The sequence below is a fragment of the Bordetella pertussis 18323 genome (assembly GCF_000306945.1).
Taxonomy (GTDB): domain Bacteria; phylum Pseudomonadota; class Gammaproteobacteria; order Burkholderiales; family Burkholderiaceae_B; genus Bordetella; species Bordetella pertussis.
Genome location: NC_018518.1, coordinates 2,791,053 through 2,817,257 on the forward strand (window position 1 = coordinate 2,791,053; position 26,205 = coordinate 2,817,257).

Consider the following 26,205-nt stretch of genomic DNA (forward strand, 5'->3'; position numbering starts at 1 on the left):
GCGGCCCTACATCTTCACCACGTCCACTCCCTGAGGCGGGGTGAACTGGAATTCGGAGGCCGGCACGGCGCCGGGCAGCAGGTTGGACAGCTCGACGCGCGTGGTCTGCCCGAAGGCGTCGACCAGTTCGATGCGCGCGGGCTGGTTGTCGCGCAAGCCGATATCGACCTGCGAGAAACCCGCGTCGGCGTTGCGCGGCTTGGCGCGCAGCCATTGCAGGCCGTCGCGGTCGGGCAGCGCGCTGACGGCAAACGCCTGGCTCAGCTGGCCCGCGCCGAACAGGATGGCGGCGGGCGACGTGCCGATGGCCTGATCGACCTGGCGCACGGTGACCTGCGCCAGGTCCGGGTCGTACTGGAAAACCTGCTTGCCATCGGACACGATGAGTTGCTCGTACGGCAGCTGGACGGCCCACTTGAACTTGCCCGGGCGCTGGAACGCGAAAGTGCCGCTTTGCGCGGGCTGGGTGGCGCCCTGCGGGCTGACGGTCGATTGCTTGAACGAGCCGGTGGCGCCCTTGACGGTGGCCACGAAGGTGTCGAGCTGCTCCTGGGCCGTGGCGGCCCAGGCCGGCGCGGCGGCCAGGGCCGCCACGGCGAAAACGGCAAGCGCGCCGGCGGCGCGGCGGATCATGTGCATCAGGCTTCCTCTCGGGCCGGCACCAGGATTTCCCGGTTGCCGTTGGATTGCATGGGCGACACCATACCCGCCTGCTCCATCTGTTCGAGTAACCGTGCGGCACGGTTGTAACCAATACGCAGATGGCGCTGCACCAGCGAAATCGAGGCGCGGCGGTGCTTGAGCACCACTTCGCAGGCCTGGTCGTACATCGGATCGGACTCCGCGTCGCCCATGCCGGTGACCGAGCTCAGGCCATCGCCGGTCTCGCCTTCGCTGCCTTCGAGCAGGCCATCGATATAGTTGGGCTCGCCCTGCGCCTTGAGCGCCTCGACGACGCGGTGCACCTCGTCGTCGTGCACGAACGCGCCGTGCACCCGCACCGGCAGGCCGGTGCCCGGCGGCATGTACAGCATGTCGCCCTGGCCCAGCAGGGTTTCGGCGCCCATCTGGTCCAGGATGGTGCGCGAGTCGATCTTGGAAGACACCTGGAAGGCGATGCGGGTCGGGATGTTGGCCTTGATCAGGCCGGTGATCACGTCCACGCTGGGGCGCTGGGTGGCCAGCACCAGGTGGATGCCCGCGGCGCGGGCCTTCTGCGCCAGCCGGGCGATCAGCTCCTCGATCTTCTTGCCCACCACCATCATCAGGTCGGCCAGCTCGTCGATCACCACCACGATATGCGGCAACGCCTGCAGCGGCTCGGGCGCGTCCGGCGTCAGCGAGAACGGATTGGGAATGGGCTCTTCGCGCTTGATGGCGTCGCGAATCTTGCTGTTGTAGCCGGCCAGGTTGCGCACGCCCATCTTGCTCATCAGGCGATAGCGCTTTTCCATCTCGCCCACGCACCAGTTCAGCGCGTTGGCGGCATGGCGCATGTCGGTGACCACCGGCGCCAGCAGGTGGGGAATGCCTTCGTAGACGCTCATCTCGAGCATCTTCGGGTCGATCAGGATCAGCCGGGTATGGCTGGCGTCGGCCTTGTAGAGCAGCGACAGGATCATGGCGTTGATGCCGACCGACTTGCCCGAGCCGGTGGTGCCGGCCACCAGCAAGTGCGGCATCTTGGCCAGGTCGGCCACCACCGGGTTGCCGGCGATGTCCTTGCCCAGCGCCATGGTCAGCACCGAATGGCTGGCATGGTAGGTCTGCGAGCCGAGGATTTCCGACAGCTTGACCATCTGGCGGCGCGGGTTGGGCAGCTCCAGGCCCATCAGGTTCTTGCCCGGGATGGTTTCCACCACGCGGATGCTGACCAGGCTGAGCGCGCGCGCCAGATCCTTGGCCAGGTTGACGATCTGGCTGCCTTTTACGCCCGTGGCGGGCTCGATCTCGTAGCGCGTGATCACCGGGCCGGCCTGCGCCGCCACCACGACCACGGAAACGCCGAAATCGGCCAGTTTCTTCTCGATCAGGCGCGAGGTGAATTCGATCGTCTCGGCGGAAACGGTTTCCTGGTTCTGCAGGGGAGGATCCAGCAGCCCGATGGCCGGCAGGTCGCTCTCGCCGGCCGGCGGCGCGAACAGGCTTTGCTGCTTTTCCTTCTCGGCGCGATCCGAGCGCGGCACCACGGTAATGGCGGGCTCGATGCGCACGGGCTGCTCGTGCACCAGCTTTTCCTGCTTGGCCACCACCTGCTCGGTACGGACCGCCTTGGCGACCTCGCCGACCTTGCGGTCCTCGCGCGCGGCGTACGAATCGCGCACGCGCCGCACCAGGCCTTCGAGCCAGCTGCCGACCCGTTCGGCGATCTGCAGCCACGAAAACGAGAAGAACAGGCTCAGGCCGACCGCCAGCAGCACCAGCAGGGCCAGGGTGCCGCCGGTAAAGCCCACGCCGCGCGACAGCCAGCCGGCCAGCATCTGGCCGATCACGCCGCCGGCGCCGCTTTCGCCGTCGGTGCCGCCGGGCAGGTGCATGCCCCAGCTGTACAGGCGCAGCGCCTCGATGCCCAGCGAGCCGGTCAGCAGGAGCACGAAGCCGATGCCCTCTTCCCAGTGCACGCGCGGCAAGGCGTCGGGCTGCTTGCCGCTGGTGACGCGCAGGTTGCTGGCCAGGCGGCGGTAGCCGGCGCGCACGCGGTGCAGCAGCAGCACGACCCACCACCAGGCGGAAAATCCGAACAGGTACAACAGGATATCGGCGAGATAGGCGCCCAGCGTGCCGCCGCCGTTGTGGATGGCGTCACCGGAAACAGAATGTGACCAACCAGGGTCGGCCGGGCTCCAGGTGGCAAGCACCAGGGTCAGCCAGGCGGCCAGCGCGGCGAACAGGATCCAGCGGGCCTCCCTGAGGAGCGCGGAGATGCGCGCTTGAAAGGGAGACGGCCCGTTGCGGGTGTTGCGCGAGGCGCGCGGAGTAGCATTTGAAATACGCGGCATGCGGCTCATTATAATTGGGCGTTATCCTAAAGATACCCGCCATGTCTACGCCTAAACACGCCAAAGTCCTGATTCTGGGTTCCGGCCCCGCCGGTTACACCGCTGCCGTCTATGCGGCGCGCGCCAATCTCAGCCCCGCGCTCATCACCGGCCTGGCCCAGGGCGGCCAGCTGATGACCACCACGGAAGTCGACAACTGGCCCGCCGACGTGCAGGGCGTGCAGGGCCCCGACCTGATGCAGCGCTTCCTGCAGCACGCCGAGCGCTTCAACACCGAAATCCTGTTCGACCATATCGCCAAGGTCGACCTCTCCAGGCGTCCGTTCACCCTGACCGGCGACACCGGCAACCTGTACACCTGCGACGCGCTCATCATCGCGACCGGCGCCTCGGCCAAGTACCTGGGGCTGGCCAGCGAGCAGGCCTTCATGGGCCGCGGCGTATCGGGCTGCGCCACCTGCGACGGCTTTTTCTACCGCAACAAGGACGTCGTCGTGATCGGCGGCGGCAATACGGCGGTCGAAGAGGCGCTGTACCTGTCCAACATCTGCCGCAAGGTGACCCTGATCCACCGGCGCGACAAGTTCCGCGCCGAACCCATCCTGGTCGACAAGCTGATGGACAAGGTCGCCAATGGCAACATGGAACTGAAGCTGTTCCACACCCTGGACGAGGTGCTCGGCGACGATAGCGGCGTCACCGGCGTGCGCATCCGCAGCACCGAGACCGACGCCACCGAGGACCTGGACGTGGACGGCTGCTTCGTCGCCATCGGCCATCAGCCCAATACCGGCATCTTCGAAGGCCAGCTCGAGATGAAGGACGGCTACATCATCACCAAGAGCGGCCTGTCGGGCATGGCCACCATGACCTCGGTGCCGGGCGTGTTCGCCGCCGGCGACGTGCAGGACCACGTATACCGCCAGGCCATCACCAGCGCCGGCACCGGCTGCATGGCGGCCCTGGACGCTCAGCGGTGGCTGGAGAATGCGGGGCAATAAGACGGGGCTGGCCGACCTGAAACGGCTGCACGAGCAAGTGCGCGAGACCCGGGCGCGGGCCGAGGCCGCCGAGCGCGAAGCGGCGGCCCGCGCGTCGGCCGCCGCCCCCGAGGCCGACGTCGCCGCGTTCCGGCGCGCGGTCCAGGCCGCCACGCCGCTCAAGCCCTCGGGCCGGCTCGCCAACCGCCGTCCCGATGCCACGCCGGCCACGGCCGCGGCCGTGGCGTCGCGCCGGGCCGCCGCGCTGGGCGAGGCGGCGCCGCGCGCCGATGCCGGCGTCTCCGATGCCAGCGATATCGGCGCCTTGCTGACCGACGGCGGCACGGCCTACGTGCGCGCCGGCGTCGCGCCCGACACCGCGCGCAACCTCAAGCGCGGCCAGTGGCGGGTGGGCGCCGAGCTCGACCTGCATGGCCTGCGCGTCGAACAGGCCCGCCATGCGGTGCTGTCGTTCCTGGACGAATGCCTCGAACACGGCATCCGCTGCGTGCGCATCGTGCACGGCAAAGGCTACGGCTCGCAGGGGCTGGAACCGGTGCTCAAGGACAAGGCCCGCACCTGGCTGGTGCAGAAGGCCGACGTCCTGGCGTTTTCCGAAGCGCCGGAGCGCGGCGGCGGCGCCGGCGCGCTGCTGGTGCTGCTGCGCCAGGCCGAAGCCGGAGGCAGGCCATGAACAGCTGGATCCATCTGTCGATGGCCATCGTGGCCGAAATCATCGCCACCAGCGCCCTGAAAAGCTCGGAGGGCTTCACCCGCCTGCTCCCCTCGCTGGTCACCGTGGCGGGCTACGCGATCGCGTTCTACTTCCTGGCCCTCACGCTGCGGGTCATCCCGGTGGGGGTCGCCTACGCCATCTGGTCCGGCGTGGGCATCGTGCTGATCTCGCTGGTTGGCGCGCTGTTGTTCAAGCAGCACCTGGACCTGCCCGCCATCATCGGCATCGCGCTGATCCTGGCGGGCGTGGTGGTCATGAACGTGTTCTCGAAGTCCGTCGGCCACTGAAGGCGCGGCCGCGCTAGCTGTGAAGATTCAATAGGTTGTATGCATGGTTCATCCGAACCGGATTTGAGAAACTGGAAATCGCCACCCCCCCAGTTCACTCAAGGAGCCCGGCCGGATGAACACCCATAAGCATGCCCGATTGACCTTCCTACGTCGACTCGAAATGGTCCAGCAATTGATCGCCCATCAAGTTTGTGTGCCTGAAGCGGCCCGCGCCTATGGGGTCACCGCGCCGACTGTGCGCAAATGGCTGGGCCGCTTCCTGGCTCAGGGCCAGGCGGGCTTGGCCGATGCGTCCTCGCGCCCGACGGTCTCGCCCCGAGCGATTGCGCCGGCCAAGGCGCTGGCTATCGTGGAGCTGCGCCGCAAGCGGCTGACCCAAGCGCGCATCGCCCAGGCGCTGGGCGTGTCAGCCAGCACCGTCAGCCGCGTCCTGGCCCGCGCCGGTCTGTCGCACCTGGCCGACCTGGAGCCGGCCGAGCCGGTGGTGCGCTACGAGCATCAGGCCCCCGGCGATCTGCTGCACATCGACATCAAGAAGCTGGGACGTATCCAGCGCCCTGGCCACCGGGTCACGGGCAACCGACGCGATACCGTTGAGGGGGCCGGCTGGGACTTCGTCTTCGTGGCTATCGATGACCACGCCCGCGTGGCCTTCACCGACATCCACCCCGACGAGCGCTTCCCCAGCGCCGTCCAGTTCCTCAAGGACGCAGTGGCCTACTACCAGCGCCTGGGCGTGACCATCCAGCGCTTGCTCACCGACAATGGCTCGGCCTTTCGCAGCCGCGCCTTCGCCGCGCTGTGCCATGAGCTGGGCATCAAGCACCGCTTTACCCGACCTTACCGCCCACAGACCAATGGCAAGGCCGAACGCTTCATCCAGTCGGCCTTGCGTGAGTGGGCTTACGCTCACACCTACCAGAACTCCCAACACCGAGCCGATGCCATGAAATCCTGGCTACACCACTACAACTGGCATCGACCCCACCAAGGCATCGGGCGCGCTGTACCCATCTCCAGACTCAACCTGGACGAATACAACCTATTGACAGTTCACATCTAGCGCATCTAGTGCATCTCAGCGCGGCGGGCAGGCGGCCCGCCGCGGCGCCGCCGCGTCGTTCCCGCCCACCGCGATGGCGGCAAAGCGCAGCACCCCGGCCTCATTGTTGGGAACCACGGCCAGCACCTCGCCACCACGCCCCTGCACGACGGCTTGGCCGTCTGCCACGTCAGGATGGCCGGCATACCGGGCGGGCGCGCCGGCCAGCGGGCTGAAAATCCAGGCCCCGGGATAGCGCTCGCGCCATCCACGCCCCGCCGAGCGGACCTCCGTGCCGGCCGGATAATGCATGGGCCCGAAGGCCAGCGGGCAGGCCAGCTCGGCCCGCTCGAACGCATCGTAGCGCCGCTCGGCATCGAGCCGGATGATTGCCCCAGCCAGCCATACGCCGCCGATCCGCACCGCCATGTCAGGCTCCAGCCAGACCTGCCAGCGGTCGGGATCGACGTGGCCGTCGGTGTAGACCGTTCCCTCATGGGCCAGCAGGCGGGCGCCTGGCGGCACCTCCATCCCATCGGCGCGGTTGCCCTCGGCCAGCATGCATTCCTCGAACGCCGCGATGCGGCCATCGCGCCGGGTACTGAAGTGCATGGGGCTGGCCGCGTCGCAGCGCCACCCCTGTATGGCCTGCCTACCCGGACCGGTCACGCGCATGGTGAGCGGATAGGCCTCGGTCAGCTTGTAGGGTATCCGGCTCGTGGTCCAGCGCGATGTAGCGCTCTATGCGCAGCGCCTGCAGTCCATGCGCGGATACCGGGTGCGGAAACTCGGCGCGGTTGTACGTGTCCGGCGAATGCGCCACCTCGAGGCTGAGCCGGGTGCCGGCGGGCATGTCGATGCCGCCCACCCGGGCCGCTTCGGGCAGAGTGTAGTGGCGTGTCCGCCATTCCCGTTCGATCTCGTACCGGACATACGCCGCGACGCCCTGGAAATAGGCGAAATATCCGGCCAGCACGAGCAACACCGCATAGAGTCCGCCGCATGCCAGCCGGCGCCTGCCGAAGGCGCGCCGGGCGCGCCCGCTGAACGCCAGCGCCGCGCTCCACCCCAGCAGGGCCAATGCGCCCAGCGCCGAAGCCAGCAGCAGCAATACGAACGACAGGGAAGGCAGCGCGACAGGAATCATGCGCGGATGATAGCGGAGCCGGCCGTACAGATGGGCCGGCAAGAAAAAACCGCCCGAAGGCGGTTCTTTCAGTGGACGCGAGTACGCCGGATCAGCGCTTGTCCATGCCGGGCACGTCGCGCGTGACCGAACCGGTGAACAGCTGGCGCGGACGGCCGATCTTGTAGTCGGGGTCGGACAGCATTTCGTTCCACTGGGCGATCCAGCCCACCGTGCGGGCCAGCGCGAAGATGGCCGTGAACAGCGAGGTCGGGATGCCGATGGCGCGTTGCACGATACCCGAGTAGAAGTCGACGTTCGGGTACAGCTTGCGCTGCACGAAGTAGTCGTCTTCCAGGGCGATGCGCTCCAGTTCCATGGCCAGCTTGAACAGCGGGTCGTTCTCCAGGCCCAGCGCCACCAGGACTTCCTTGCACGTTTCCTGCATCAGCTTGGCGCGCGGATCGTAGTTCTTGTAGACGCGGTGGCCAAAGCCCATCAGGCGCACGCCCGAGTTCTTGTCCTTGACCTTTTCCATGAACTCGCCGACCTTGGCCACACCGCCGTTGGCCTGCAGTTCTTCGAGCATCTGCAGGCAGGCTTCGTTGGCGCCGCCGTGAGCCGGGCCCCACAGGCACGCCACGCCGGCGGCGATGGCGGCGAACGGATTGGTGCCCGACGAACCGCACAGGCGCACCGTCGAGGTCGAAGCGTTCTGCTCGTGGTCCGCATGCAGGATGAAGATGCGATCGAGCGCGCGCTCGACGACGTCATTGACCTTGTACTCTTCACACGGGGTCGCGAACATCATGCGCAGGAAGTTGCCGGTGTACGACAGGTCATTCTGCGGATAGATGAACGGCTGGCCTTGCGAATACTTGTACGCCATGGCGACCAGCGTCGGCATCTTGGCGATCAGGCGGATGGCCGAGACGTGGCGATGGTGCGGGTTGGTGATGTCGGTCGAGTCGTGGTAGAAGGCCGACAGCGCGCCCACCAGGCCCGTCAGCACCGCCATCGGGTGCGCGTCGCGGCGGAAGCCGCGCAGGAAGAAATGCAGCTGCTCGTTGACCATCGTGTGATGGGTCACCTGCGAGTCGAAATCCTGCTTCTGGCCGCCGTTGGGCAGCTCGCCGTTGAGGATCAGGTAGCAGATGTCGAGGAAGTCGCAATTGACGGCCAGCTGCTCGATGGGATAGCCGCGGTACAGCAGTTCGCCCTTGTCGCCGTCGATGTAGGTAATGCCCGAGGCGCAGGCGGCGGTGGACATGAAGCCGGGGTCGAACGTGAACATACCCGTCTGGCCATACAGCTTGCGGATGTCGATCACGTCCGGGCCGACCGTACCCTTGTAGACTGGGAATTCGATAGGAGCGCTGCCGTCCGAAAAGGATAGCGTGGCTTTTTTGTCAGACAGGTTCATCGCAGTTTCCTCGTAATGAATCAGAGCTCTCGCATCCGGTCAATGATGGCGCGCAGCCGGGGAGTGTCCAGCGCTCCCTCCGGCTCCTCGCGCGCCAGCAGCAGATCAAGCAGATCGTTGTCTCCAAGCTCGAAGAGCTGCGTCAGCGCCGTTACGTCTTCGTCGGTAAGCTGGTCTTCGCAGGCATCCAGATACCGGGTGATGATGAGGTCGTTCTCCAGCAGGCCACGTCGTGCTCGCCAACGCAGACGAGCCCGCTGCAATTCCGTAAGCCTGCTCATGAAAACACCTTAATGCCAATAAACACTAGACCGTACGACGGACCATCAGTTCCTTGATCTTGCCGATCGCCTTGGTCGGATTGAGACCCTTGGGACAGACGTCGACACAGTTCATGATGGTGTGGCAGCGGAACAGGCGGTACGGATCCTCCAGGTTGTCCAGGCGGGCACCGGTTGCTTCGTCGCGGCTGTCGGCGATGAAGCGGTAGGCCTGCAGCAGGCCGGCCGGGCCGACGAACTTGTCCGGGTTCCACCAGAACGACGGGCACGACGTCGAGCAGCACGCGCACAGGATGCACTCGTACAGGCCATCGAGTTCCTCGCGCGCCTCGGGCGACTGCAGGCGCTCTTTCTCGGGCGGCGGCGTGTCGTTGATGAGGTAGGGGCGGATCGAGTGGTACTGATTGAAGAAGTGCGTCATGTCCACGATCAGGTCGCGGATTACGGGCAGGCCGGGCAGCGGCTTCAGGACGATGGGTTCCTTCAGCTCCAGCAGGTTGGTGGTGCAGGCCAGGCCGTTCTTGCCGTTGATGTTCATGGCATCCGAACCGCACACGCCCTCGCGGCACGACCGGCGCAGCGCCAGGCTGTCGTCCACGTCGTTCTTGATGCGCACCAGCGCATCGAGAAGCATCTTGTCGGTCGGCTGGAGTTCGACTTCCAGCTTCTGCATGTACGGACGCTCGTCCTTGTCAGGATCGTAGCGGTAGATTTCGAACTTAACGATTCGTTTAGTGCTCATTCCGGATCCTGCTTAGAAAGTACGAGCCTTGGGCGGGAAGGATTCCACTGTCAGCGGCTTCATCTGAACGGGCTTGTAGTCGAGGCGGCTGCCTTCCGAATACCACAGCGTATGCTTGAGCCAGTTCACGTCGTCGCGCTCGGGATGGTCGTTCAGCGCATGCGCGCCGCGGCTTTCGGTGCGGTTGGCGGCCGACTTGATGGTGGCGCGCGCCACCTCGGTCATGTTGGCCAGTTCCAGCGCCTCGACGCGCGCGGTGTTGAACACCTTCGACTTGTCCTTGAAGTAGATGTGCTGGGCCGTCTGCGCCAGGTCTTCGATCTGGCCCACGCCCTCGTTGAGCAGCTCCAGCGTGCGGAACACGCCGCAATGGCGCTGCATCGACATGCGGATGGCGTTGGCGACGTCCTGGGTCTTCTCGCCCGAAGTGCGCGACTCCAGCTCGTCGACGCGCGCCAGCGACCGGTCGACGGCTTCCTTGGGCAGCGGCTGGTGGGCGTGCTGGCGCTCGGGATGCGAGTCGACGATATGGTTGCCGGTGGCACGGCCGAAGACGATCAGGTCCAGCAGCGAATTGGTGCCCAGGCGGTTGGCGCCGTGCACCGACACCGCGGCGCATTCGCCGATGGCGTACAGGCCGTTGACGATCTTGTTCTCGCCGTTGGCGCGCTCGAGCACCTGGCCGTGGTAGTTGGCGGGAATGCCGCCCATCTGGTAGTGGATGGTCGGCACGACGGGGATCGGTTCCTTGATCGGGTCGACGTTGCCGAACTTGATGGCGATCTCACGGATCGACGGCAGGCGCTTGTTGATCACGTCGGCGCCGAGGTGATCCAGCTTCAGCACCACGTAGCTGCCGTCGGGACCGCAGCCGCGGCCTTCCTTGATTTCCTGGTCCATCGAGCGCGACACGAAGTCGCGCGGCGCCAGGTCCTTCAGCGTGGGCGCGTAGCGCTCCATGAAGCGCTCGCCATCCTTGTTGAGCAGGATGCCGCCTTCGCCGCGCACGCCTTCGGTGATCAGCACGCCCGCGCCGGCCACGCCGGTCGGGTGGAACTGCCAGAACTCCATGTCCTGCAGCGGGATGCCCGCGCGCGCCGCCATGCCCAGGCCGTCGCCGGTGTTGATGAAGGCGTTCGTGGAAGCGGCCCAGATACGGCCGGCGCCGCCGGTGGCCAGCACCGTGGTCTTGGCTTCCAGGACGTAGATCTCGCCGGTTTCCATTTCGAGCGCGGTCACGCCCAGCACGTCGCCGGCTTCGTTGCGCAGCAGGTCCAGCGCCATCCACTCGACGAAGAACTGGGTACGGGCGGCGACGTTGCGCTGGTAGAGCGTGTGCAGCAGCGCGTGGCCGGTACGGTCGGCGGCGGCACAGGCGCGCTGCACCGGCTTCTCGCCGAAATTGGCCGTATGGCCGCCGAACGGACGCTGGTAGATGGTGCCGTCGGCGTTGCGGTCGAACGGCATGCCGAAGTGCTCGAGCTCATACACGGCATTGGGCGCCTCGCGGCACATGAACTCGATGGCATCCTGGTCGCCCAGCCAGTCCGACCCCTTGACGGTGTCGTACATATGCCAGTACCAGTTGTCTTCGCTCATGTTGCCCAGCGACGCGCTCACGCCGCCTTGCGCGGCAACCGTGTGCGAACGGGTCGGGAACACTTTGGACAGCACCGCAACCGACAGGCCCGCCTGGGCCAGTTGCAGCGAACAGCGCATGCCGGCTCCGCCGGCGCCGACCACCACCACATCAAACTGGCGGCGCGGCAAGGAATTCATGACAGCGACCACGGCTTAGATTCTCCAGAGGATTTGCGCGAAGTAGACGACCGAACCGACCAGCCAGAGGATGGTCAGCACCTGCAGCAGCAGGCGCACGCCTACCGGGCGGACATAGTCCATCCAGATGTCGCGCACGCCGATCCAGGCATGCCAGGCCAGCGCAAAGAAAGCGAGCGAGGCCAGGATCTGGCCCACCGGAAGGGCGAACACGTGGAAGGTGAACAGGGCCTTCCAGTTTTCATACGTGAAAGCCGGCATGATCAGCAGGCCGACGATCAGCACCAGGGTATACACGGCCAGGATGACGGCGGTGATGCGCTGGGCGATGAAATCGGTAACCCCGTAGTGGGCGCCGACGACCAGGCGCTTGGGGCCATAGTTTTTCGTATCGGCCATTACAGGACTCCGAACAGTTTGAGACCGAACACCAGGGTCAGCGCCAGGCTGACGCCGAAGGCCACGCCGGCGCTTTTCTGGGCCGAGACCTTGTCCAGGCCGATATGCAGGTCCAGCACCAGGTAGCGGATGCCGGCGCAGAAGTGATGCAGATAGCCCCAGATCAGGGCCAGCAGCACCAGCTTGACCAGCGGATTGGCCGCGTACTGGGCGACCTGCGCGTAGCTTTCCGGCGAGGTCACGCTGGCCGCGAACAACGGCACGATGACCAAGGGAAGACAGAGGAACAGCAACGCGCCGCTAATGCGGTGCAGGATGGACAGTTTTCCAGCCAGCGGCAATCGGTAACTAAGGATTTGCGGAACGCTGATATTGCGAAACTGTGGACGCGGCTTGGCAGCTGAGTCGGACATGACGGCCTCGGTGTTTCGGAACTAGGGGGGAATCGTGACGGCGAAATGCCGTGGAGCCCTCGCGGGCAAACGCGCTATTTTCGCCTAGAGCGGGGTTCGTATCAAATCGTAGGGGAAAAGCTCATCAATTCAGGCTATTGCGGTAGTGGTAATGATCGGTAAGGTATAAGCCGCGGCGCACTTCCATGGGCCGATCGCCATAGGTATATGAAATGCGATCGACCTGCAGCAAGGGCCGGCCGGGCTCGACACCCAGGAGCGGAGCGATTTCAGGCGAGGCGGCGACGGCGCGCAGTTTTTCGTCGGCTCGGACCATACTGACCCCGAATTCGGACTCGAACAATCCATACAGGGGCGCCTTGCTGGCGGTCAGCAGTTCGAGGGTGAGCCCGCGAAAATGCGTGCCGGGCAACCAGAGATCGTCGATGACCGTCGGCATGTGGTTCATGGACAACTGGCGCCGTATGGTCACCACGGTCTCGCCGGCCCGCAGCTCGAGGGCGCGGGCGATCTCGGCCGGCGCGCGCAGGCGGCGGCATTCGAGGATGCGGCTTTCGGCCCGCCCGCCCTCGCCCTCTTCGTCGGGCGCCAGGCGCAGGAACCGATAGCGCACGCGCGCTTCGTGATGGGTGGCGACAAAGGTGCCCTTGCCCTGGCGGCGCAGCAGCAGATGCTCGGCGGCCAGTTCGTCGACCGCCTTGCGCACGGTGCCCTGGCTGACCTGGAAACGGGCCGCCAGGTCGATCTCGCTGGGAATGAGTTCGCCGGGTTTCCATTCGCCGCGGTCCAGGCTCTGGACCAGCAGTTCCTTGATCTGGCGGTAAAGCGGACTGAAAGCGGCCCCCTCGCCTGCCGGTTTTGCGGCACGCGAACGCGTGAGGGAATCGGGCCGTGCTTCTGCCATGTCGGAGTCGTGTGTGTTCGGTATCCGCCCGGCCGCCATCGCGGCGAAGGGCGGCGCGATGGCCGTCCGGGCAAACATCCCATTGTGGCACAGACGCCCTCCGTCTGTCCAACGTCTTATGTCTTATATAAGATATAAGAGATGTTGACGTATACGTAAATTGGCTCTAGGATTTCGAGCTACCAGACAGCGGCTTCGCGCGCGTTTTGCGCGCCGGCTGAAGCCCGTCAGCGATTACACTGATTGACGAGATTCTTTCTCGCCAAAACCTAATTACGGAGAGCATTCATGTCCAAGCCCGCCTTGCGTGTCGCCGTCACTGGCGCCGCCGGCCAAATCGGTTACGCCCTGCTGTTTCGCATCGCCTCTGGCGAAATGCTGGGTAAAGACCAGCCGGTAATCCTGCAACTGCTGGAAATTCCCGACGAAAAAGCCCAGAAGGCGCTCAAGGGCGTCATCATGGAACTGGAAGATTGCGCCTTCCCCCTGCTGCACGAAGTCACCGCCCACAGCGACCCGCGCACCGCCTTCAAGGATGCCGACGTGGCCCTGCTGGTCGGCGCCCGTCCGCGCGGCCCCGGCATGGAGCGCAAGGACCTGCTCAGCGTCAACGCCCAGATCTTCACCGCCCAGGGCCGTGCCCTGAACGACGTGGCCAGCCGCAACGTCAAGGTGCTGGTGGTCGGCAACCCCGCCAACACCAATGCCTACATCGCCATGAAGTCGGCGCCGGACCTGCCCGCCAAGAACTTCACCGCCATGCTGCGCCTGGACCACAACCGCGCCCTGTCGCAGCTGTCCGCCAAGTCGGGCAAGCGCGTGGCCGACATCGAGAAGCTGATCGTGTGGGGCAACCACTCGCCCACCATGTACCCGGACTTCCGCTTCGCCACGGTCGGCGGCCAGGGCCTGACCCAGCTGATCAATGACGACGCCTGGAACCGCGACACGTTCATCCCCACGGTGGGCAAGCGCGGCGCGGCCATCATCGAGGCGCGCGGCCTGTCGTCGGCCGCCTCGGCCGCCAACGCCGCCATCGATCACGTGCGCGACTGGGTGCTGGGCAGCAACGGCAAGTGGGTGACGATGGGCATCCCGTCGGACGGCTCATATGGCATTCCCGAAGGCATCATCTACGGCTTCCCGGTGGTTACCGAGAATGGCGAGTACAAGATGATCAAGGACCTCGAGATCGACGCCTTTTCGCGTGAACGCCTGGACTTCACGCTGAAAGAGCTGCTCGAAGAGCGCGACGGCGTCAAGGATCTGCTGAAGTAATCCGGCATTGCCGCCACGGGCCCGCGCAGACGGGCCCGTTTTGCAGGACCGTCCGCGACGGTCCTGCGCGCCGAAACATAAGTCTGCGCCTTCCGGGCGACCCCGGAGGGGACAGAGTTATTTTCCGGACTCGCGGTCTGGTCTGGCAACGTTGCTGCAGCGTCTGGCACGCTTGCCGCAACCGTCGACCGGCCCGCACCTTGCCTGCAAAAAACAAGCTCGCGCATGCAGCGAGCGTTCCATTATTTCGGAGACCACCCCATGTCCAGACCCGAATCTCCCGGCGCCCTCTTTCGCCGCGCGCTCAACGAAGAACAGCCGCTGCAGATCATCGGCGCCATCAATGCCAATCATGCGCTGCTGGCCAAGCGCGCCGGCTACCGCGCCATCTACCTGTCGGGCGGCGGCGTGGCGGCGGGTTCGCTGGGGCTGCCGGACCTGGGCATCAACACGCTGGACGACGTGCTGACCGACGTGCGCCGCATCACCGATGTGTGCGACGTGCCCCTGATGGTGGACATCGATACCGGCTTCGGCCCGTCCCCGCCTTCAACATCGCCCGCACCGTCAAGAGCCTGATCAAGTTCGGCGCGGCCGCCTGCCACATCGAGGACCAGGTCGGCGCCAAGCGCTGCGGCCATCGGCCCGGCAAGGAAATCGTCAGCACCGAGGAGATGGCCGACCGCGTCAAGGCCGCGGCCGACGCCCGCACCGACTCCGATTTCTACCTGATCGCGCGTACCGACGCCATCGCCTCGCACGGCGTGGACGCCGCCATCGAGCGCGCCATTGCCTGCGTGGAAGCAGGCGCCGACGCCATCTTCGCCGAGGCGGCCTACGACCTGCCTACCTACGATCGCTTCGTCAAGGCGGTCAAGGTGCCGGTGCTGGCCAACATCACCGAATTCGGCAAGACGCCGCTGTTCTCGGTGGAAGAGCTCAAAAGCGTGGGCGTGGGCATGGTGCTGTACCCGCTGTCGGCATTCCGCGCCATGAACAAGGCTGCCGAAACCGTCTACCAGGCCATCCGCCGCGATGGCCACCAGAAGAACGTGGTGGACCTGATGCAGACGCGCGACGAACTGTACGACCGCATCGGCTATCACGAATTCGAATCGCAGCTGGACCAGCTGTTCCAGCAAGGCAAATCGCAATAATGGGCGGCGGCGCGGCACGAGCCGCCGCCGGCACCACCCCTGTGTTTATCCCATAGGAAGGAGCAAGAGAGACATGAGCACCTCGCAGAAAAAGCCCACCGTCCAACAGAAGAAACCCGCCGCCCAGCCCGCGGAGAAGGCTGCGTTCAAACCCAAGAAATCGGTTGCGCTGTCGGGCGTGGTCGCCGGCAACACCGCGCTGTGCACCGTCGGCCGTACCGGCAACGACCTGCACTACCGCGGCTATGACATCCTGGACTTCGCCGGCAGCGCGGAATTCGAGGAAATCGCTCACCTGCTGGTGCACGGAAAGTTGCCGAACAAGGCCGAACTGAAGGCCTACAAGGAAAAGCTGCGCGCGCTGCGCGGCCTGCCGGCGCAATTGCAGAACGTGCTGGAATGCCTGCCGGCCTCCAGCCACCCCATGGACGTCATGCGCACCGCCGTCTCGGTGCTGGGCTGCGTGCTGCCCGAGAAGGACGACCACAACACCCCGGGCGCGCGCGACATCGCCGACCGGCTGATGGCCAACCTGGGCTCGGCCCTGCTGTACTGGTACCACTACAGCCACAATGGCCGCATCATCGATGTCCAGACCGACGACGACAGCATCGGCGGCCACTTCCTGCACCTGCTGCATGGCGCCAAGCCGTCGGACGAGTGGGTGCGCGCCATGCACACCTCGCTGATCCTGTACGCCGAGCACGAATTCAACGCCTCGACCTTCACCGGCCGCGTCATCGCCGGCACGGGCTCGGACATGTATTCGTCCATCACCGGCGCCATCGGCGCGCTGCGCGGCCCCAAGCACGGCGGCGCCAACGAGGTCGCGTTCGAAGTCCAGAAGCGCTACGAGACGCCCGACGAAGCCGAGGCCGACATCCGCCAGCGCGTCGAGAACAAGGAAGTCATCATCGGCTTCGGCCACCCGGTCTACACGGTTTCCGACCCGCGCAACAAGGTGATCAAGGACGTCGCCAAGAAGCTGTCCAGGAAGGCGGGCAGCACCAAGATGTTCGATATCGCCGAGCGCCTGGAAACGGTCATGTGGGACATCAAGAAGATGTTCCCCAACCTGGACTGGTTCTCCGCCGTGAGCTACCACATGATGGGCGTGCCGACGGCCATGTTCACGCCGCTGTTCGTCATCGCGCGCACGGCCGGCTGGTCGGCCCACATCATCGAGCAGCGCATCGACAACAAGATCATCCGCCCGACGGCCAACTACGTCGGACCGGAAGACCAGACCTACGTCCCCATCAGCAAGCGCGCCTGAACCAGCGCTCGCGGCCATCGTGCCGCGCCGGGTCCGCCATGCCGGCCCGGCGCGGCCGGCCCGGCCCCCGCAGCCCCGCTTTCCGGCCTGCCTGCATGCCCATAGAGACACGCCTGTCATGAACACGAAATACCGCAAGAATCTGCCCGGTACGTCGCTGGACTATTTCGACGCCCGCCAGGCGGTCGAAGACCTCCAGGCCGGCGCCTGGGCCACGCTGCCCTATACCTCGCGCGTCCTGGCCGAGAATCTGGTGCGCCGCTGCGACCCCGCCACGCTGTCCGACTCGCTGCGGCAGCTGATCGAGCGCCGCCGCGACATGGACTTCCCCTGGTACCCTGCTCGCGTGGTGTGCCACGACATCCTGGGCCAGACGGCGCTGGTCGACCTGGCCGGCCTGCGCGACGCGATTGCCGACGCCGGCGGCGACCCGGCGCAGATCAACCCGGTGGTGCCCACGCAACTCATCGTGGACCACTCTCTGGCGGTCGAGTACCCGGGCTTCGACAAGGACGCCTTCGAGAAGAACCGCGCGGTGGAAGACCGGCGCAACGAAGACCGCTTCCACTTCATCAACTGGACCAAGCTGGCCTTCCGCAACGTGGATGTGATCCCGCCGGGCAACGGCATCATGCACCAGATCAACCTGGAGAAGATGTCTCCGGTGGTGCAAGTGCGCGACGGCATGGCCTTTCCGGACACCTGCGTGGGCACCGACAGCCACACCCCGCACGTCGACGCCCTGGGCGTGATCGCCATCGGCGTGGGCGGCCTGGAGGCCGAAAACGTGATGCTCGGGCGCGCTTCCTGGATGCGCCTGCCGGACATCGTCGGCGTGGAGCTGACCGGCCGGCCGCAAGCCGGCATTACCTGCACCGACATCGTGCTGGCGCTGACCGAATTCCTGCGCCGCGAAAAGGTGGTGGGCGCCTACCTCGAATTCCTGGGCGAAGGCGCCAGCGCGCTGACCATCGGCGACCGCGCCACGATTTCCAACATGACCCCGGAATTCGGGGCGACGGCCGCGATGTTCTATATCGACGGCCAGACCACCGACTACCTCACCCTGACCGGCCGCGAAGACAGCCAGGTCAAGCTGGTGGAAACCTATGCCAGGCAGGCCGGACTGTGGGCCGACGACCTGGCGGGCGCGCAGTACGAACGCATGCTGCGCTTCGACCTGTCGTCGGTCGTGCGCAACATGGCCGGCCCCTCCAACCCGCACAAGCGGGTGGCCACCACCGAACTGGCCGAACGCGGCATTGCCGGGCCGTGGCAGGAAACGCCGGGACAGATGCCCGACGGCGCGGTGATCATCGCCGCCATCACCAGCTGCACCAACACCAGCAACCCGCGCAACGTCATCGCCGCCGCGCTGCTGGCGCGCAACGCCAACCGCGCCGGCCTGACGCGCAAGCCGTGGGTCAAGAGCTCGCTGGCGCCGGGCTCGAAGGCGGTCCAGCTTTACCTGGAAGAAGCCGGCCTGCTGCCCGACCTGGAAAAACTGGGTTTCGGCATCGTGGCTTTCGCCTGCACGACCTGTAACGGCATGAGCGGCGCGCTCGACCCGAAGATCCAGCAGGAAATCATCGAGCGCGATCTCTATGCCACCGCCGTGCTGTCGGGCAACCGCAACTTCGACGGCCGCATCCACCCGTACGCCAAGCAGGCCTTCCTGGCATCGCCGCCGCTGGTGATCGCCTACGCCATCGCCGGCACCGTGCGCTTCGACATCGAGAAGGACGCGCTAGGCGTGGACGCCGCGGGCAAGCCCGTGACGCTCAAGGACATCTGGCCCAGCGATGCGGAAATCGATGCGGTGGTGACGGCCAGCGTCAAGCCCGAGCAGTTCCGCAAGGTCTACGAGCCGATGTTCCGCTTCGCGCAGGAACAGACCGGCAAGATCGATCCGCTCTACGCCTGGCGCCCGCAAAGCACCTACATCCGCCGCCCGCCCTATTGGGAAGGCGCGCTGGCCGGGGAGCGCACGCTCGAGGGCATGCGCCCGCTGGCCGTACTGGGCGACAACATCACCACCGACCACCTCTCGCCATCCAACGCCATCATGGCCGATAGCGCGGCGGGCGAGTACCTGGCCAAGATGGGCCTGCCGGAAGAGGATTTCAACTCGTACGCCACCCACCGCGGCGACCACCTGACCGCGCAGCGCGCCACCTTCGCCAATCCGAAGCTGATCAACGAAATGGCCGTGGTCGACGGCCAGGTCAAGCAAGGCTCGCTCGCGCGGCTGGAGCCCGAGGGCAAGGTCATGCGCATGTGGGAAACCATCGAAACCTACATGGACCGCAAGCAGCCGCTGATCATCATCGCCGGCGCCGATTACGGCCAGGGCTCGTCGCGCGACTGGGCGGCCAAGGGCGTGCGGCTGGCCGGCGTGGAGGCCATCGTCGCCGAGGGCTTCGAGCGCATCCACCGCACCAACCTGATCGGCATGGGCGTGCTGCCGCTGGAGTTCCAGGCGGGCGTCGATCGCAAGACGCTGGGCATCGACGGCACCGAAACCTTTGATGTCGTCGGCGAACGCGTGCCGCGCGCCACGCTGACGCTGGTCATACACCGCCGCGACGGCGAGCAAGTGCAAGTGCCGGTCATCTGTCGCCTGGACACCGCCGAGGAAGTCTCGATCTACGAGGCTGGCGGCGTGCTGCAGCGATTTGCCCAGGATTTCCTGGAGTCCACGCAGACGGCCTGACCCTCCCACGGCGGCGCCCGCGTGGCGCCGCCCCAGCTCCGCAAGGAATCGAAGACATGGCTTTCCTTCCCCAACTCAAGGTCCGCGCCACCTACATGCGCGGGGGCACCAGCAAGGGCGTGTTCTTCCGCCTGCAGGACCTGCCGCCCGCGGCCCAGGTGCCGGGACCGGCGCGCGACGCGCTGCTGCTGCGGGTGATCGGCAGCCCCGACCCGTACGGCAAGCAGATCGACGGCATGGGCTGCGCCACCTCCAGCACCAGCAAGACGGTCATCCTGGACCGCAGCCAGCGCCCCGGCCACGACGTCGACTACCTGTTCGGCCAGGTCTCCATCGACAGCGCCTTCGTCGACTGGAGCGGCAACTGCGGCAACCTGAGCGCCGCGGTGGGCGCCTTCGCCATCGAAAGCGGACTGGTCGATCCGGACCGCGTCCCGCGCAATGGCACCGCCGTGGTGCGGATCTGGCAGGCCAACATCGGCAAGACCATCCTGGGCCATATTCCCATCGTCGACGGCCAGGTGCAGGAAAGCGGCGACTTCGAGCTCGACGGCGTCACCTTCCCGGCCGCGGAGGTGCAACTGGAGTTCCTCGATCCGGCCGACGAAGGCGAAGGCGAAGGCGGGGCGATGTTTCCCACCGGCAACGTGGTGGACACCCTCGAGGTACCGGGCATCGGCACGCTGCAGGCGACGCTGATCAACGCCGGCATCCCGACGATCTTCGTCGACGCGCAGGCCGTCGGCTATACCGGCAGCGAATTGCAGGACGATATCAACGGCGACGCCAAGGCCCTGGCCATGTTCGAGACGCTGCGCGCCCATGGCGCACTGCGCATGGGCCTGATCGCCGATGTCGCGGAAGCGGCCAAGCGCCAGCACACGCCCAAGGTCGCCTTCGTGGCGCCGCCGGCCGCGTATACGGCCTCCAGCGGCAAGCAGGTCGGGGCCGGCGACATCGACCTGCGCGTGCGCGCGCTGTCCATGGGCAAGCTGCACCACGCGATGATGGGCACCGCCGCGGTCGCGATCGGCACGGCGGCCGCCGTGCCCGGCACGCTGGTCAACCTTGCCGCCGGCGGCGGCGAGCGCGAATCCGTGCGTTTCGGCCACCCTTCGGGTACGCTGCGGGTAGGCGCCCAGGCTCGCCTGGAGGACGGCCAGTGGAAGGTCACCAAGGCCGTCATGAGCCGCAGCGCCCGCGTACTGATGGAAGGCCATATCCGCGTACCCGCCGAAACGCTCTGACAACAGGGAGGAGGAGGATGAGCCACGCTACCATCCCCTTCAACCAGCGCCCCGCCTGGGATTCGGCGCTGGCCGATATCGTCGACTATGTGCTGGACTACGAGGTCCAGGGCAAGCTGGCCTACGAAACCGCGCGCAACTGCCTGATCGACACGCTGGGCTGCGGCATGGAAGCCCTGGAGTACCCGGCCTGCCGGAAATTGCTGGGGCCTGTCGTGCCGGGCACGGTCGTGCCGCATGGCGCGAAAGTCCCAGGCACCCAGTTCCAGCTCGACCCGGTCCAGGCCGCCTTCAATATCGGCGCCATGATCCGCTGGCTGGATTTCAACGACACCTGGCTGGCCGCCGAATGGGGCCACCCGTCCGACAACCTGGGCGGCATACTGGCCACCGCCGACTGGCTGTCGCGCAGCGCCGTGGCCAACGGCAGGCCGCCGCTGGCCATGCGCGACGTGCTGACCGCGATGATCAAGGCGCACGAGATCCAGGGCTGCATCGCGCTGGAAAACTCGTTCAACAAGGTCGGGCTGGATCACGTGGTGCTGGTCAAGGTTGCCTCGACGGCCGTGGTGGCGCACCTGCTGGGCCTGTCGCGCGAGGAAATCCTCAACGCCGTGTCGCTGGCCTGGGTCGACGGGCAGAGCCTGCGCACCTACCGCCACGCGCCCAACACCGGCAGCCGCAAGAGCTGGGCCGCGGGCGACGCCACCAGCCGCGCCGTGCGCCTGGCGCTCATCGCCCGGACCGGCGAAATGGGCTACCCATCGGCGCTCACGGCGCCGACCTGGGGTTTCTACGACGTGCTCTTCAAGGGCCAGCCGTTCAGGTTCCAGCGCCCCTACGGCAGCTACGTGATGGAGAACGTCCTGTTCAAGATCTCCTTCCCGGCCGAATTCCACGCGCAGACGGCGGTGGAATGCGCCATGGAGATCCATGCGCTGCTCAAGGCGCGCGGCAAGTCGGCCGACGATATCCGGCGCATCACGATCCGCACCCACGAGGCGTGCATCCGCATCATCGACAAGCAGGGCCCGCTGAACAACCCCGCCGACCGTGACCACTGCATCCAGTACATGGTGGCCGTGCCCATCCTGTACGGCCGCCTGACCGCCGCGGACTACGAGGACGACATCGCCCGCGATCCGCGCATCGACGCGCTGCGCGCCCGCATCGTGTGCGTGGAGGACCCGGCCTTCACGACGGATTACCACGACCCGACCAAGCGGTCGATCGCCAACGCGCTGACGGTCGAATTCAACGATGGGTCCCGCCTGGACGAAATCGTCTGCGAGTACCCGATCGGCCACCGCCGCCGCCGCGCCGACGGCATCCCGCTGCTGGAAGCGAAATTCCGCACCAACCTGGCGCGCGCCTTCCCCGCCCGCCAGCAGGAGCGCATCCTGGCCGCCTCGCTGGACCAGGAAAAACTGGAAGCCATGCCCGTCAACGAGTACGTGGATCTTTACGTGATCTGAGCGGGCGCCCAGCCCGTCGCCATGGGCCTGCAATACAATGTGACGTTTCACGCAAGGGACGCGCTCTCCATGCTCTGGGTCAAGACTTTCCACATCGTGTTCATTGCCGCCTGGTTCGCCGGCCTGTTCTACCTGCCGCGCATCTACGTCAACCTGGCGCAACAATCCGATCCGGCGATCCAATCCTGTCTGCTCGGCATGGCGCGCCGCCTCTACCGCTTCACGACGCTGCTGGCCATCCCCGCCATCGTGCTGGGTCTCTGGCTGTACGTGGGCTACCGGATCGGCACCGGCCCGGGCAATGCCTGGATGCATGCCAAGCTGCTGTTCGTGCTGCTGATCATCGGCTACCACCATGCCTGCGGCGTCATGCTGCGCAAGTTCGAGCAGGGCCGCAATGCCCGCACGCACAAGTTCTATCGCTGGTTCAACGAAATCCCCGTTGTGCTGCTGTTGATCGTGGTCACGCTGGTTGTCGTCAAACCCTTTTGATTTCCGCGCCAGCGATGGCCTGAACCTGTATGCCCACCGATGATAAAGCGCGTCCGCGCAAGACGCTGACGATCAAGAAAACCGCGCCAGCCGCCCCCTCGGCCGACGACGAGGCGCCCAGGCGCAAGCGCATCGGCGCCCGCGCGCGCCTGGTGGCGCAGATGGAGCGCGCCAAGGAGCAGCAGCACGCGCCGCGCCGGAAAGCGCCGCGCCAGGATGCCGCGCACCAGGATGACGCCCCGCGCCGCCGCCCGCGCGCTCCGCGGGAAGCCGAAATCTTCCCCGTATACGCCCCCTGCCCCCAGGGCATCGAGGAAGCCCTGGCCGCCGAAATGCAGGCGCTGGGCTTCGAGGATGCCCGTGCAGGCCGCGCCGGCTGCGCCTTCAGCACCGACTGGGCCGGCGTGCAGCGCGCCAACCTGTACTCGCGGCTGGCGACCCGCATCCTGGTCCAGGTCGCGCAGGCCGACATCGGCCACGAGGACGATATCCTCGACCTGGCGCGCAGCGTGCCCTGGGAACGCTGGTTCGGTCCGGACGAGACCCTGCGCGTCGATACCTCGGCCATCAAGAGCCCGGTCAAGAGCCTGCAGTACTGCAACCTGCGCGCCAAGGACGGCATTTGCGACCGGCTGCGCGAAGTCGAAGGCGCGCGGCCCGACATCGACACCGTAAGGCCCGACGCCCGCGTACACCTGTTCCTGTCCGGCACCACGGCCACGCTGTACCTGGACACCTCGGGCGAGTCCCTGTTCAAGCGCGGCTGGCGCCTGGACAAGGGCGAGGCCCCGCTGCGCGAAAACCTGGCCGCCGGCATGCTGGCGCTGGCCGGCTGGGATCCGGCCGAACCCTTGCTGGACCCGTTCTGCGGCAGCGGCACCATCCTCATCGAAGCGGCCTGGATCGCCCTGGGCGTGCCGCCCGGCATTTCGCGCCCGTTCGGCTTCGAGCGGCTGCGCAATCACGACGCGCGCCGCTGGCAGGACCTGAAGGCCGACGCCCGCACGCGCATCCAGACCCAGCTCGAGACCCCGCTGTTCGGCTACGACCTCGATCCGCGCGCCATCCAATACGCGCAGGCCAACGCCGAACGCGCCTGGCTGACCGCCGATACCATCCGTTTCGAAGTGGGCGACGCGCGCCACCTGGCGGCGCCGGCCGACCACGGCTGGATCGTCACCAATCCGCCCTATGGCGAGCGCATGGAAACCGAGGACGACTCCGAAATGTGGCGCGACTGGGCGGCGTGCCTGAAACGCCAGTTCGCCGGCTGGCAGGTGCACGTGATCTCCAGCGACATGACGCTGCCGCAGCGCCTGCGCCTCAAGCCGCTGCGCCGCGTGCCGCTGCACAACGGCGCGCTGGACTGCCGCCTGTTCGGCTTCGAGCTGGTGCCCGCCAGCTACCGCAAGCCGGCATAAGCGCCGGCCCGCGCGCCACGCGGCGTTGTAAAAGCGCCGCAACAATGCCCCACTATCGTCATGGCTGGGGCCCCTGCGGCGCCGAATTGGGGCATTATCACCACAGGCATCGCGCATTTTGCACCACGGGCTTGCATGCGTTCAGGGTTAACCCTATAATCGGGGTTAACCCTAGTAGCGCGAACACATGCACTGGCCTTGGAGCCTACCGCGATGAACCCGAATACCTTCCGCCTGACCGACGAACTCGAACGCCAACTGATGCTGCAAGCCATGGAAGACCAGTTCCGCCCGCGCCCGATGCGCGCGCTGGCTGCCGGGCTGCGCAAGCTGGCCGACGGCATCAAGTCGGTCGCCGGCAAGAGCGGCTCGAAGGCCGCCCACTCGGCCGCCTGAGCAGGCCCCGAGCGCAAGACAGCAAAGATTTTTAGTTTTCCCCTTGGGGGCTGCAAAGCCCCTTTTAAGACCCGCTCTAAACCAGCGGGTTTTTTTTGGCCGGGATCCTGGCTTGCTGGATAATACCGGCCCATGAATGCCACCCATGACCTCCAGTCGACCCCCAGCCGCCTGCGGCGCTTCGCCTGCATGATGTACGAAGGCGTGTTGCTGTTTGGCGTCGTCTTCATCGCCAGCTACCTGTTCGATACCCTGACCCAGAGCAAGCACGGCCTGATGCTGCGCGACGGGCGCCAGGTCTGGCTGTTCCTGGTGATCGGCCTGTACTTCGTGCTGTGCTGGCGCCGCCGCGGCCAGACCCTGCCCATGAAGACCTGGAACATCCGCCTGGTCGACCGCGACGGCCAGCCGCCCTCCACGCCGCGGCTGGTCCTGCGCTACGTGCTGGCATGGCCGCTGCCCCTGGGCGCCGCCGCGCTGGTCTGGCTGGCCTCGTCGCTGACCGGCTGGCGCTCGGTCGATATGTTCATCGTGCTGGCGCCATTCGCCATTTTCGCGTGGAGCTGGGTCGATCCGGACGGCCAGTTCCTGCACGATCGGCTGCTGGGCACCCGGTTGCGCAATGCCCCCCGGGCGCCGCCCGCGCCGTCGCGGGGACATAAGCGTCACAACGCCGTCACGGTTCCTTCACGGAGGCGTAATCGCGGGATGGTTTCATCCTTGGGCAATGACAGCCCGAATGGAAGCGACCGTGACCGAGATCCATCCCACGCATTGGCGCACGCTGTGGATTTCCGACATTCACCTGGGAACGGCCGGATGCAAGGCCGAATTCCTGCTCGATTTCCTCGACCATAACGATTCGGACACGCTGTACCTGGTGGGCGACATCGTGGACGGCTGGCAGCTGCGCAAGCACTGGCACTGGCCGCGCGCCCACAATGACGTGGTCCAGCGCATCCTGCGCAAGGCGCGCAACGGCACCCGGGTGGTGTTCGTCCCCGGCAACCACGACGAATTCGCGCGGGAGTTCGCGGGCTTCGCTTTCGGCGATATCGAGATCCTGGACGAGGACGTCCACGTCACGGCCCAGGGCGTCAAGCTGCTGGTGCTGCACGGCGACCAGTTCGACGGCGTCATCCAGCACAGCAAATGGCTGGCCCACCTGGGCGACTCGCTCTACCAGACCGCGCTGTGGCTGAACCACCACTTCAACCGGCTGCGCCACCGGCTGGGCCTGCACTACTGGTCGCTGTCGCAATACCTCAAGCACAAGGTGAAGAACGCGGTGGCCTTCATCACCGATTTCGAGGAAGCGCTGGCCGGCGAAGCGCGCCGGCGCGGGCTGGACGGGGTGGTATGCGGCCATATCCACCAGCCGGCGTTGCGCCAGGTGGACGGAATCCTCTACTGCAACGACGGCGACTGGGTGGAAAGCCTGTCGGCGCTGGGCGAAACCCACGAGGGCCAGCTGCAGCTGCTGGACTGGGCCGCCTGCATGGCCGAACGCGGCAACGACCCCGCGGCGGCCCGGCCGCGGCGCTCGCTGAGCCTGCCCGCCCTGCCCTCGGCCTTGCGCCGCCAGGGCCGCCACCCGTAATAACCCTTATACGTCCCCGTTAGGGATACGGGGATG

24 protein-coding genes and 2 pseudogenes are annotated in these 26,205 nt (G+C 66.4%); 15 read left to right on the top strand and 11 right to left on the bottom strand.

Features of this window, described 5'->3' with window-relative positions:
* Positions 1-6 precede the first annotated feature (6 nt).
* Both lolA and BN118_RS13145 read right to left on the bottom strand, forming a co-directional pair.
* Positions 7-639, bottom strand: coding sequence for an outer membrane lipoprotein chaperone LolA (gene lolA, locus BN118_RS13140; RefSeq protein ID WP_010930946.1), 633 nt, complete (start codon positions 637-639; stop codon positions 7-9).
* Positions 639-2,999 (bottom strand): DNA translocase FtsK, encoded by a 2,361-nt coding sequence (locus BN118_RS13145; protein ID WP_003814032.1) that lies wholly within the window; start codon positions 2,997-2,999, stop codon positions 639-641. The genes lolA and BN118_RS13145 overlap by 1 nt, the downstream gene beginning before the upstream one ends.
* A gap of 41 nt (positions 3,000-3,040) precedes the next feature.
* Here BN118_RS13145 and trxB point away from each other — a divergent pair, with 41 nt between their 5' ends.
* The 4 genes from trxB to BN118_RS13165 all read left to right on the top strand — a co-directional run bounded on the left by trxB (position 3,041) and on the right by BN118_RS13165 (position 6,068).
* Entirely contained in the window at positions 3,041-4,000 is a 960-nt protein-coding gene (trxB, locus tag BN118_RS13150) for a thioredoxin-disulfide reductase (protein WP_010930948.1), read from the top strand.
* Entirely contained in the window at positions 3,987-4,673 is a 687-nt protein-coding gene (locus tag BN118_RS13155; RefSeq protein WP_010929073.1) for a Smr/MutS family protein, read from the top strand. The genes trxB and BN118_RS13155 overlap by 14 nt, the downstream gene beginning before the upstream one ends.
* Complete coding sequence (locus BN118_RS13160) at positions 4,670-5,002, top strand: SMR family transporter (RefSeq protein ID WP_005015014.1); 333 nt, start codon at positions 4,670-4,672, stop codon at positions 5,000-5,002. Before BN118_RS13155 ends, BN118_RS13160 begins: the two co-directional genes overlap by 4 nt.
* 115 nt (positions 5,003-5,117) lie before the next feature.
* A complete protein-coding gene (locus BN118_RS13165) occupies positions 5,118-6,068 on the top strand; it encodes an IS481-like element IS481 family transposase (RefSeq protein ID WP_005015810.1) in 951 nt (316 codons plus the stop codon).
* A 15-nt stretch (positions 6,069-6,083) separates the two neighbouring features.
* On the opposite strand, the gene BN118_RS20850 is transcribed toward BN118_RS13165, so the two are convergent.
* The 9 genes from BN118_RS20850 to BN118_RS13210 form a co-directional block, all read right to left on the bottom strand.
* A complete protein-coding gene (locus BN118_RS20850) occupies positions 6,084-6,659 on the bottom strand; it encodes a hypothetical protein (protein WP_019248915.1) in 576 nt (191 codons plus the stop codon).
* 40 nt (positions 6,660-6,699) lie between these two features.
* Positions 6,700-7,236 (bottom strand): hypothetical protein, encoded by a 537-nt coding sequence (locus tag BN118_RS20855; protein ID WP_041166196.1) that lies wholly within the window; start codon positions 7,234-7,236, stop codon positions 6,700-6,702.
* A gap of 49 nt (positions 7,237-7,285) precedes the next feature.
* Complete coding sequence (locus BN118_RS13180) at positions 7,286-8,596, bottom strand: citrate synthase (protein WP_003813645.1); 1,311 nt, start codon at positions 8,594-8,596, stop codon at positions 7,286-7,288.
* A 20-nt stretch (positions 8,597-8,616) separates the two neighbouring features.
* Positions 8,617-8,877, bottom strand: a complete 261-nt coding sequence (locus BN118_RS13185; RefSeq protein ID WP_014905928.1) for a succinate dehydrogenase assembly factor 2 — start codon at positions 8,875-8,877, stop codon at positions 8,617-8,619.
* 25 nt (positions 8,878-8,902) lie between these two features.
* Entirely contained in the window at positions 8,903-9,619 is a 717-nt protein-coding gene (locus tag BN118_RS13190; protein ID WP_003813649.1) for a succinate dehydrogenase iron-sulfur subunit, read from the bottom strand.
* A 12-nt stretch (positions 9,620-9,631) separates the two neighbouring features.
* Complete coding sequence (gene sdhA / locus BN118_RS13195) at positions 9,632-11,410, bottom strand: succinate dehydrogenase flavoprotein subunit (protein WP_003813651.1); 1,779 nt, start codon at positions 11,408-11,410, stop codon at positions 9,632-9,634.
* A gap of 3 nt (positions 11,411-11,413) precedes the next feature.
* Positions 11,414-11,797, bottom strand: coding sequence for a succinate dehydrogenase, hydrophobic membrane anchor protein (sdhD, locus tag BN118_RS13200; RefSeq protein ID WP_003813653.1), 384 nt, complete (start codon positions 11,795-11,797; stop codon positions 11,414-11,416).
* Positions 11,797-12,210 carry a succinate dehydrogenase, cytochrome b556 subunit gene (gene sdhC / locus BN118_RS13205; RefSeq protein WP_003813654.1) on the bottom strand — a complete coding sequence of 138 codons (414 nt, stop codon included), beginning with the start codon at positions 12,208-12,210 and terminating at the stop codon, positions 11,797-11,799. The genes sdhD and sdhC overlap by 1 nt, the downstream gene beginning before the upstream one ends.
* A gap of 124 nt (positions 12,211-12,334) precedes the next feature.
* Positions 12,335-13,114 (bottom strand): GntR family transcriptional regulator, encoded by a 780-nt coding sequence (locus BN118_RS13210; RefSeq protein ID WP_003813656.1) that lies wholly within the window; start codon positions 13,112-13,114, stop codon positions 12,335-12,337.
* 288 nt (positions 13,115-13,402) lie between these two features.
* On the opposite strand from BN118_RS13210, the gene BN118_RS13215 reads away from it, so the two are divergent.
* The 11 genes and pseudogenes from BN118_RS13215 (at position 13,403) to BN118_RS13265 (ending at position 26,169) form a co-directional block, all read left to right on the top strand.
* Positions 13,403-14,392 (top strand): malate dehydrogenase, encoded by a 990-nt coding sequence (locus BN118_RS13215; RefSeq protein ID WP_003813657.1) that lies wholly within the window; start codon positions 13,403-13,405, stop codon positions 14,390-14,392.
* 261 nt (positions 14,393-14,653) lie between these two features.
* A pseudogene (gene prpB / locus BN118_RS13220) lies at positions 14,654-15,549 on the top strand (methylisocitrate lyase).
* A 73-nt stretch (positions 15,550-15,622) separates the two neighbouring features.
* On the top strand, positions 15,623-16,825 hold the full coding sequence (gene prpC / locus BN118_RS13225; RefSeq protein ID WP_003821414.1) for a bifunctional 2-methylcitrate synthase/citrate synthase: 1,203 nt from the start codon (positions 15,623-15,625) through the stop codon (positions 16,823-16,825).
* Positions 16,826-16,943: 118 nt separating this feature from the next.
* Positions 16,944-19,538, top strand: a complete 2,595-nt coding sequence (gene acnD / locus BN118_RS13230) for a Fe/S-dependent 2-methylisocitrate dehydratase AcnD (protein ID WP_010930895.1) — start codon at positions 16,944-16,946, stop codon at positions 19,536-19,538.
* Between the two features lie 56 nt (positions 19,539-19,594).
* Positions 19,595-20,785: a 2-methylaconitate cis-trans isomerase PrpF gene (prpF, locus tag BN118_RS13235; protein WP_010930896.1), complete on the top strand. Its 1,191-nt coding sequence runs from the start codon at positions 19,595-19,597 to the stop codon at positions 20,783-20,785.
* 17 nt (positions 20,786-20,802) lie between these two features.
* Entirely contained in the window at positions 20,803-22,260 is a 1,458-nt protein-coding gene (locus BN118_RS13240; protein ID WP_010930897.1) for a bifunctional 2-methylcitrate dehydratase/aconitate hydratase, read from the top strand.
* 69 nt (positions 22,261-22,329) lie between these two features.
* The gene (locus tag BN118_RS13245; protein WP_010930898.1) at positions 22,330-22,752 is read left to right on the top strand and encodes a CopD family protein; all 423 of its coding nucleotides are present in this window, start codon (positions 22,330-22,332) and stop codon (positions 22,750-22,752) included.
* A gap of 29 nt (positions 22,753-22,781) precedes the next feature.
* Positions 22,782-24,173, top strand: coding sequence for a THUMP domain-containing class I SAM-dependent RNA methyltransferase (locus tag BN118_RS13250; protein WP_010930899.1), 1,392 nt, complete (start codon positions 22,782-22,784; stop codon positions 24,171-24,173).
* Positions 24,174-24,386: 213 nt separating this feature from the next.
* Entirely contained in the window at positions 24,387-24,569 is a 183-nt protein-coding gene (locus tag BN118_RS13255) for a hypothetical protein (protein ID WP_003813674.1), read from the top strand.
* A gap of 132 nt (positions 24,570-24,701) precedes the next feature.
* Positions 24,702-25,205 (top strand): annotated as a pseudogene (locus BN118_RS13260) (RDD family protein); the annotation flags it as partial.
* A gap of 91 nt (positions 25,206-25,296) precedes the next feature.
* Complete coding sequence (locus BN118_RS13265; protein WP_003813679.1) at positions 25,297-26,169, top strand: UDP-2,3-diacylglucosamine diphosphatase; 873 nt, start codon at positions 25,297-25,299, stop codon at positions 26,167-26,169.
* Positions 26,170-26,205: the final 36 nt, after the last annotated feature.

What these genes read in the sequence shown, in the direction of transcription:
- lolA (WP_010930946.1), bottom strand. Translation starts at nt 639, where the DNA reads ATGCACATGATCCGCCGCGCCGCCGGCGCGCTTGCCGTTTTCGCCGTG.
- BN118_RS13145 (WP_003814032.1), bottom strand. Translation starts at nt 2,999, where the DNA reads ATGCCGCGTATTTCAAATGCTACTCCGCGCGCCTCGCGCAACACCCGC.
- trxB (WP_010930948.1), top strand. Translation starts at nt 3,041, where the DNA reads ATGTCTACGCCTAAACACGCCAAAGTCCTGATTCTGGGTTCCGGCCCC.
- BN118_RS13155 (WP_010929073.1), top strand. Translation starts at nt 3,987, where the DNA reads ATGCGGGGCAATAAGACGGGGCTGGCCGACCTGAAACGGCTGCACGAG.
- BN118_RS13160 (WP_005015014.1), top strand. Translation starts at nt 4,670, where the DNA reads ATGAACAGCTGGATCCATCTGTCGATGGCCATCGTGGCCGAAATCATC.
- BN118_RS13165 (WP_005015810.1), top strand. Translation starts at nt 5,118, where the DNA reads ATGAACACCCATAAGCATGCCCGATTGACCTTCCTACGTCGACTCGAA.
- BN118_RS20850 (WP_019248915.1), bottom strand. Translation starts at nt 6,659, where the DNA reads ATGCACTTCAGTACCCGGCGCGATGGCCGCATCGCGGCGTTCGAGGAA.
- BN118_RS13180 (WP_003813645.1), bottom strand. Translation starts at nt 8,596, where the DNA reads ATGAACCTGTCTGACAAAAAAGCCACGCTATCCTTTTCGGACGGCAGC.
- BN118_RS13185 (WP_014905928.1), bottom strand. Translation starts at nt 8,877, where the DNA reads ATGAGCAGGCTTACGGAATTGCAGCGGGCTCGTCTGCGTTGGCGAGCA.
- BN118_RS13190 (WP_003813649.1), bottom strand. Translation starts at nt 9,619, where the DNA reads ATGAGCACTAAACGAATCGTTAAGTTCGAAATCTACCGCTACGATCCT.
- sdhD (WP_003813653.1), bottom strand. Translation starts at nt 11,797, where the DNA reads ATGGCCGATACGAAAAACTATGGCCCCAAGCGCCTGGTCGTCGGCGCC.
- sdhC (WP_003813654.1), bottom strand. Translation starts at nt 12,210, where the DNA reads ATGTCCGACTCAGCTGCCAAGCCGCGTCCACAGTTTCGCAATATCAGC.
- BN118_RS13210 (WP_003813656.1), bottom strand. Translation starts at nt 13,114, where the DNA reads ATGGCAGAAGCACGGCCCGATTCCCTCACGCGTTCGCGTGCCGCAAAA.
- BN118_RS13215 (WP_003813657.1), top strand. Translation starts at nt 13,403, where the DNA reads ATGTCCAAGCCCGCCTTGCGTGTCGCCGTCACTGGCGCCGCCGGCCAA.
- prpC (WP_003821414.1), top strand. Translation starts at nt 15,623, where the DNA reads ATGAGCACCTCGCAGAAAAAGCCCACCGTCCAACAGAAGAAACCCGCC.
- acnD (WP_010930895.1), top strand. Translation starts at nt 16,944, where the DNA reads ATGAACACGAAATACCGCAAGAATCTGCCCGGTACGTCGCTGGACTAT.
- prpF (WP_010930896.1), top strand. Translation starts at nt 19,595, where the DNA reads ATGGCTTTCCTTCCCCAACTCAAGGTCCGCGCCACCTACATGCGCGGG.
- BN118_RS13240 (WP_010930897.1), top strand. Translation starts at nt 20,803, where the DNA reads ATGAGCCACGCTACCATCCCCTTCAACCAGCGCCCCGCCTGGGATTCG.
- BN118_RS13245 (WP_010930898.1), top strand. Translation starts at nt 22,330, where the DNA reads ATGCTCTGGGTCAAGACTTTCCACATCGTGTTCATTGCCGCCTGGTTC.
- BN118_RS13250 (WP_010930899.1), top strand. Translation starts at nt 22,782, where the DNA reads ATGCCCACCGATGATAAAGCGCGTCCGCGCAAGACGCTGACGATCAAG.
- BN118_RS13255 (WP_003813674.1), top strand. Translation starts at nt 24,387, where the DNA reads ATGAACCCGAATACCTTCCGCCTGACCGACGAACTCGAACGCCAACTG.
- BN118_RS13265 (WP_003813679.1), top strand. Translation starts at nt 25,297, where the DNA reads ATGACAGCCCGAATGGAAGCGACCGTGACCGAGATCCATCCCACGCAT.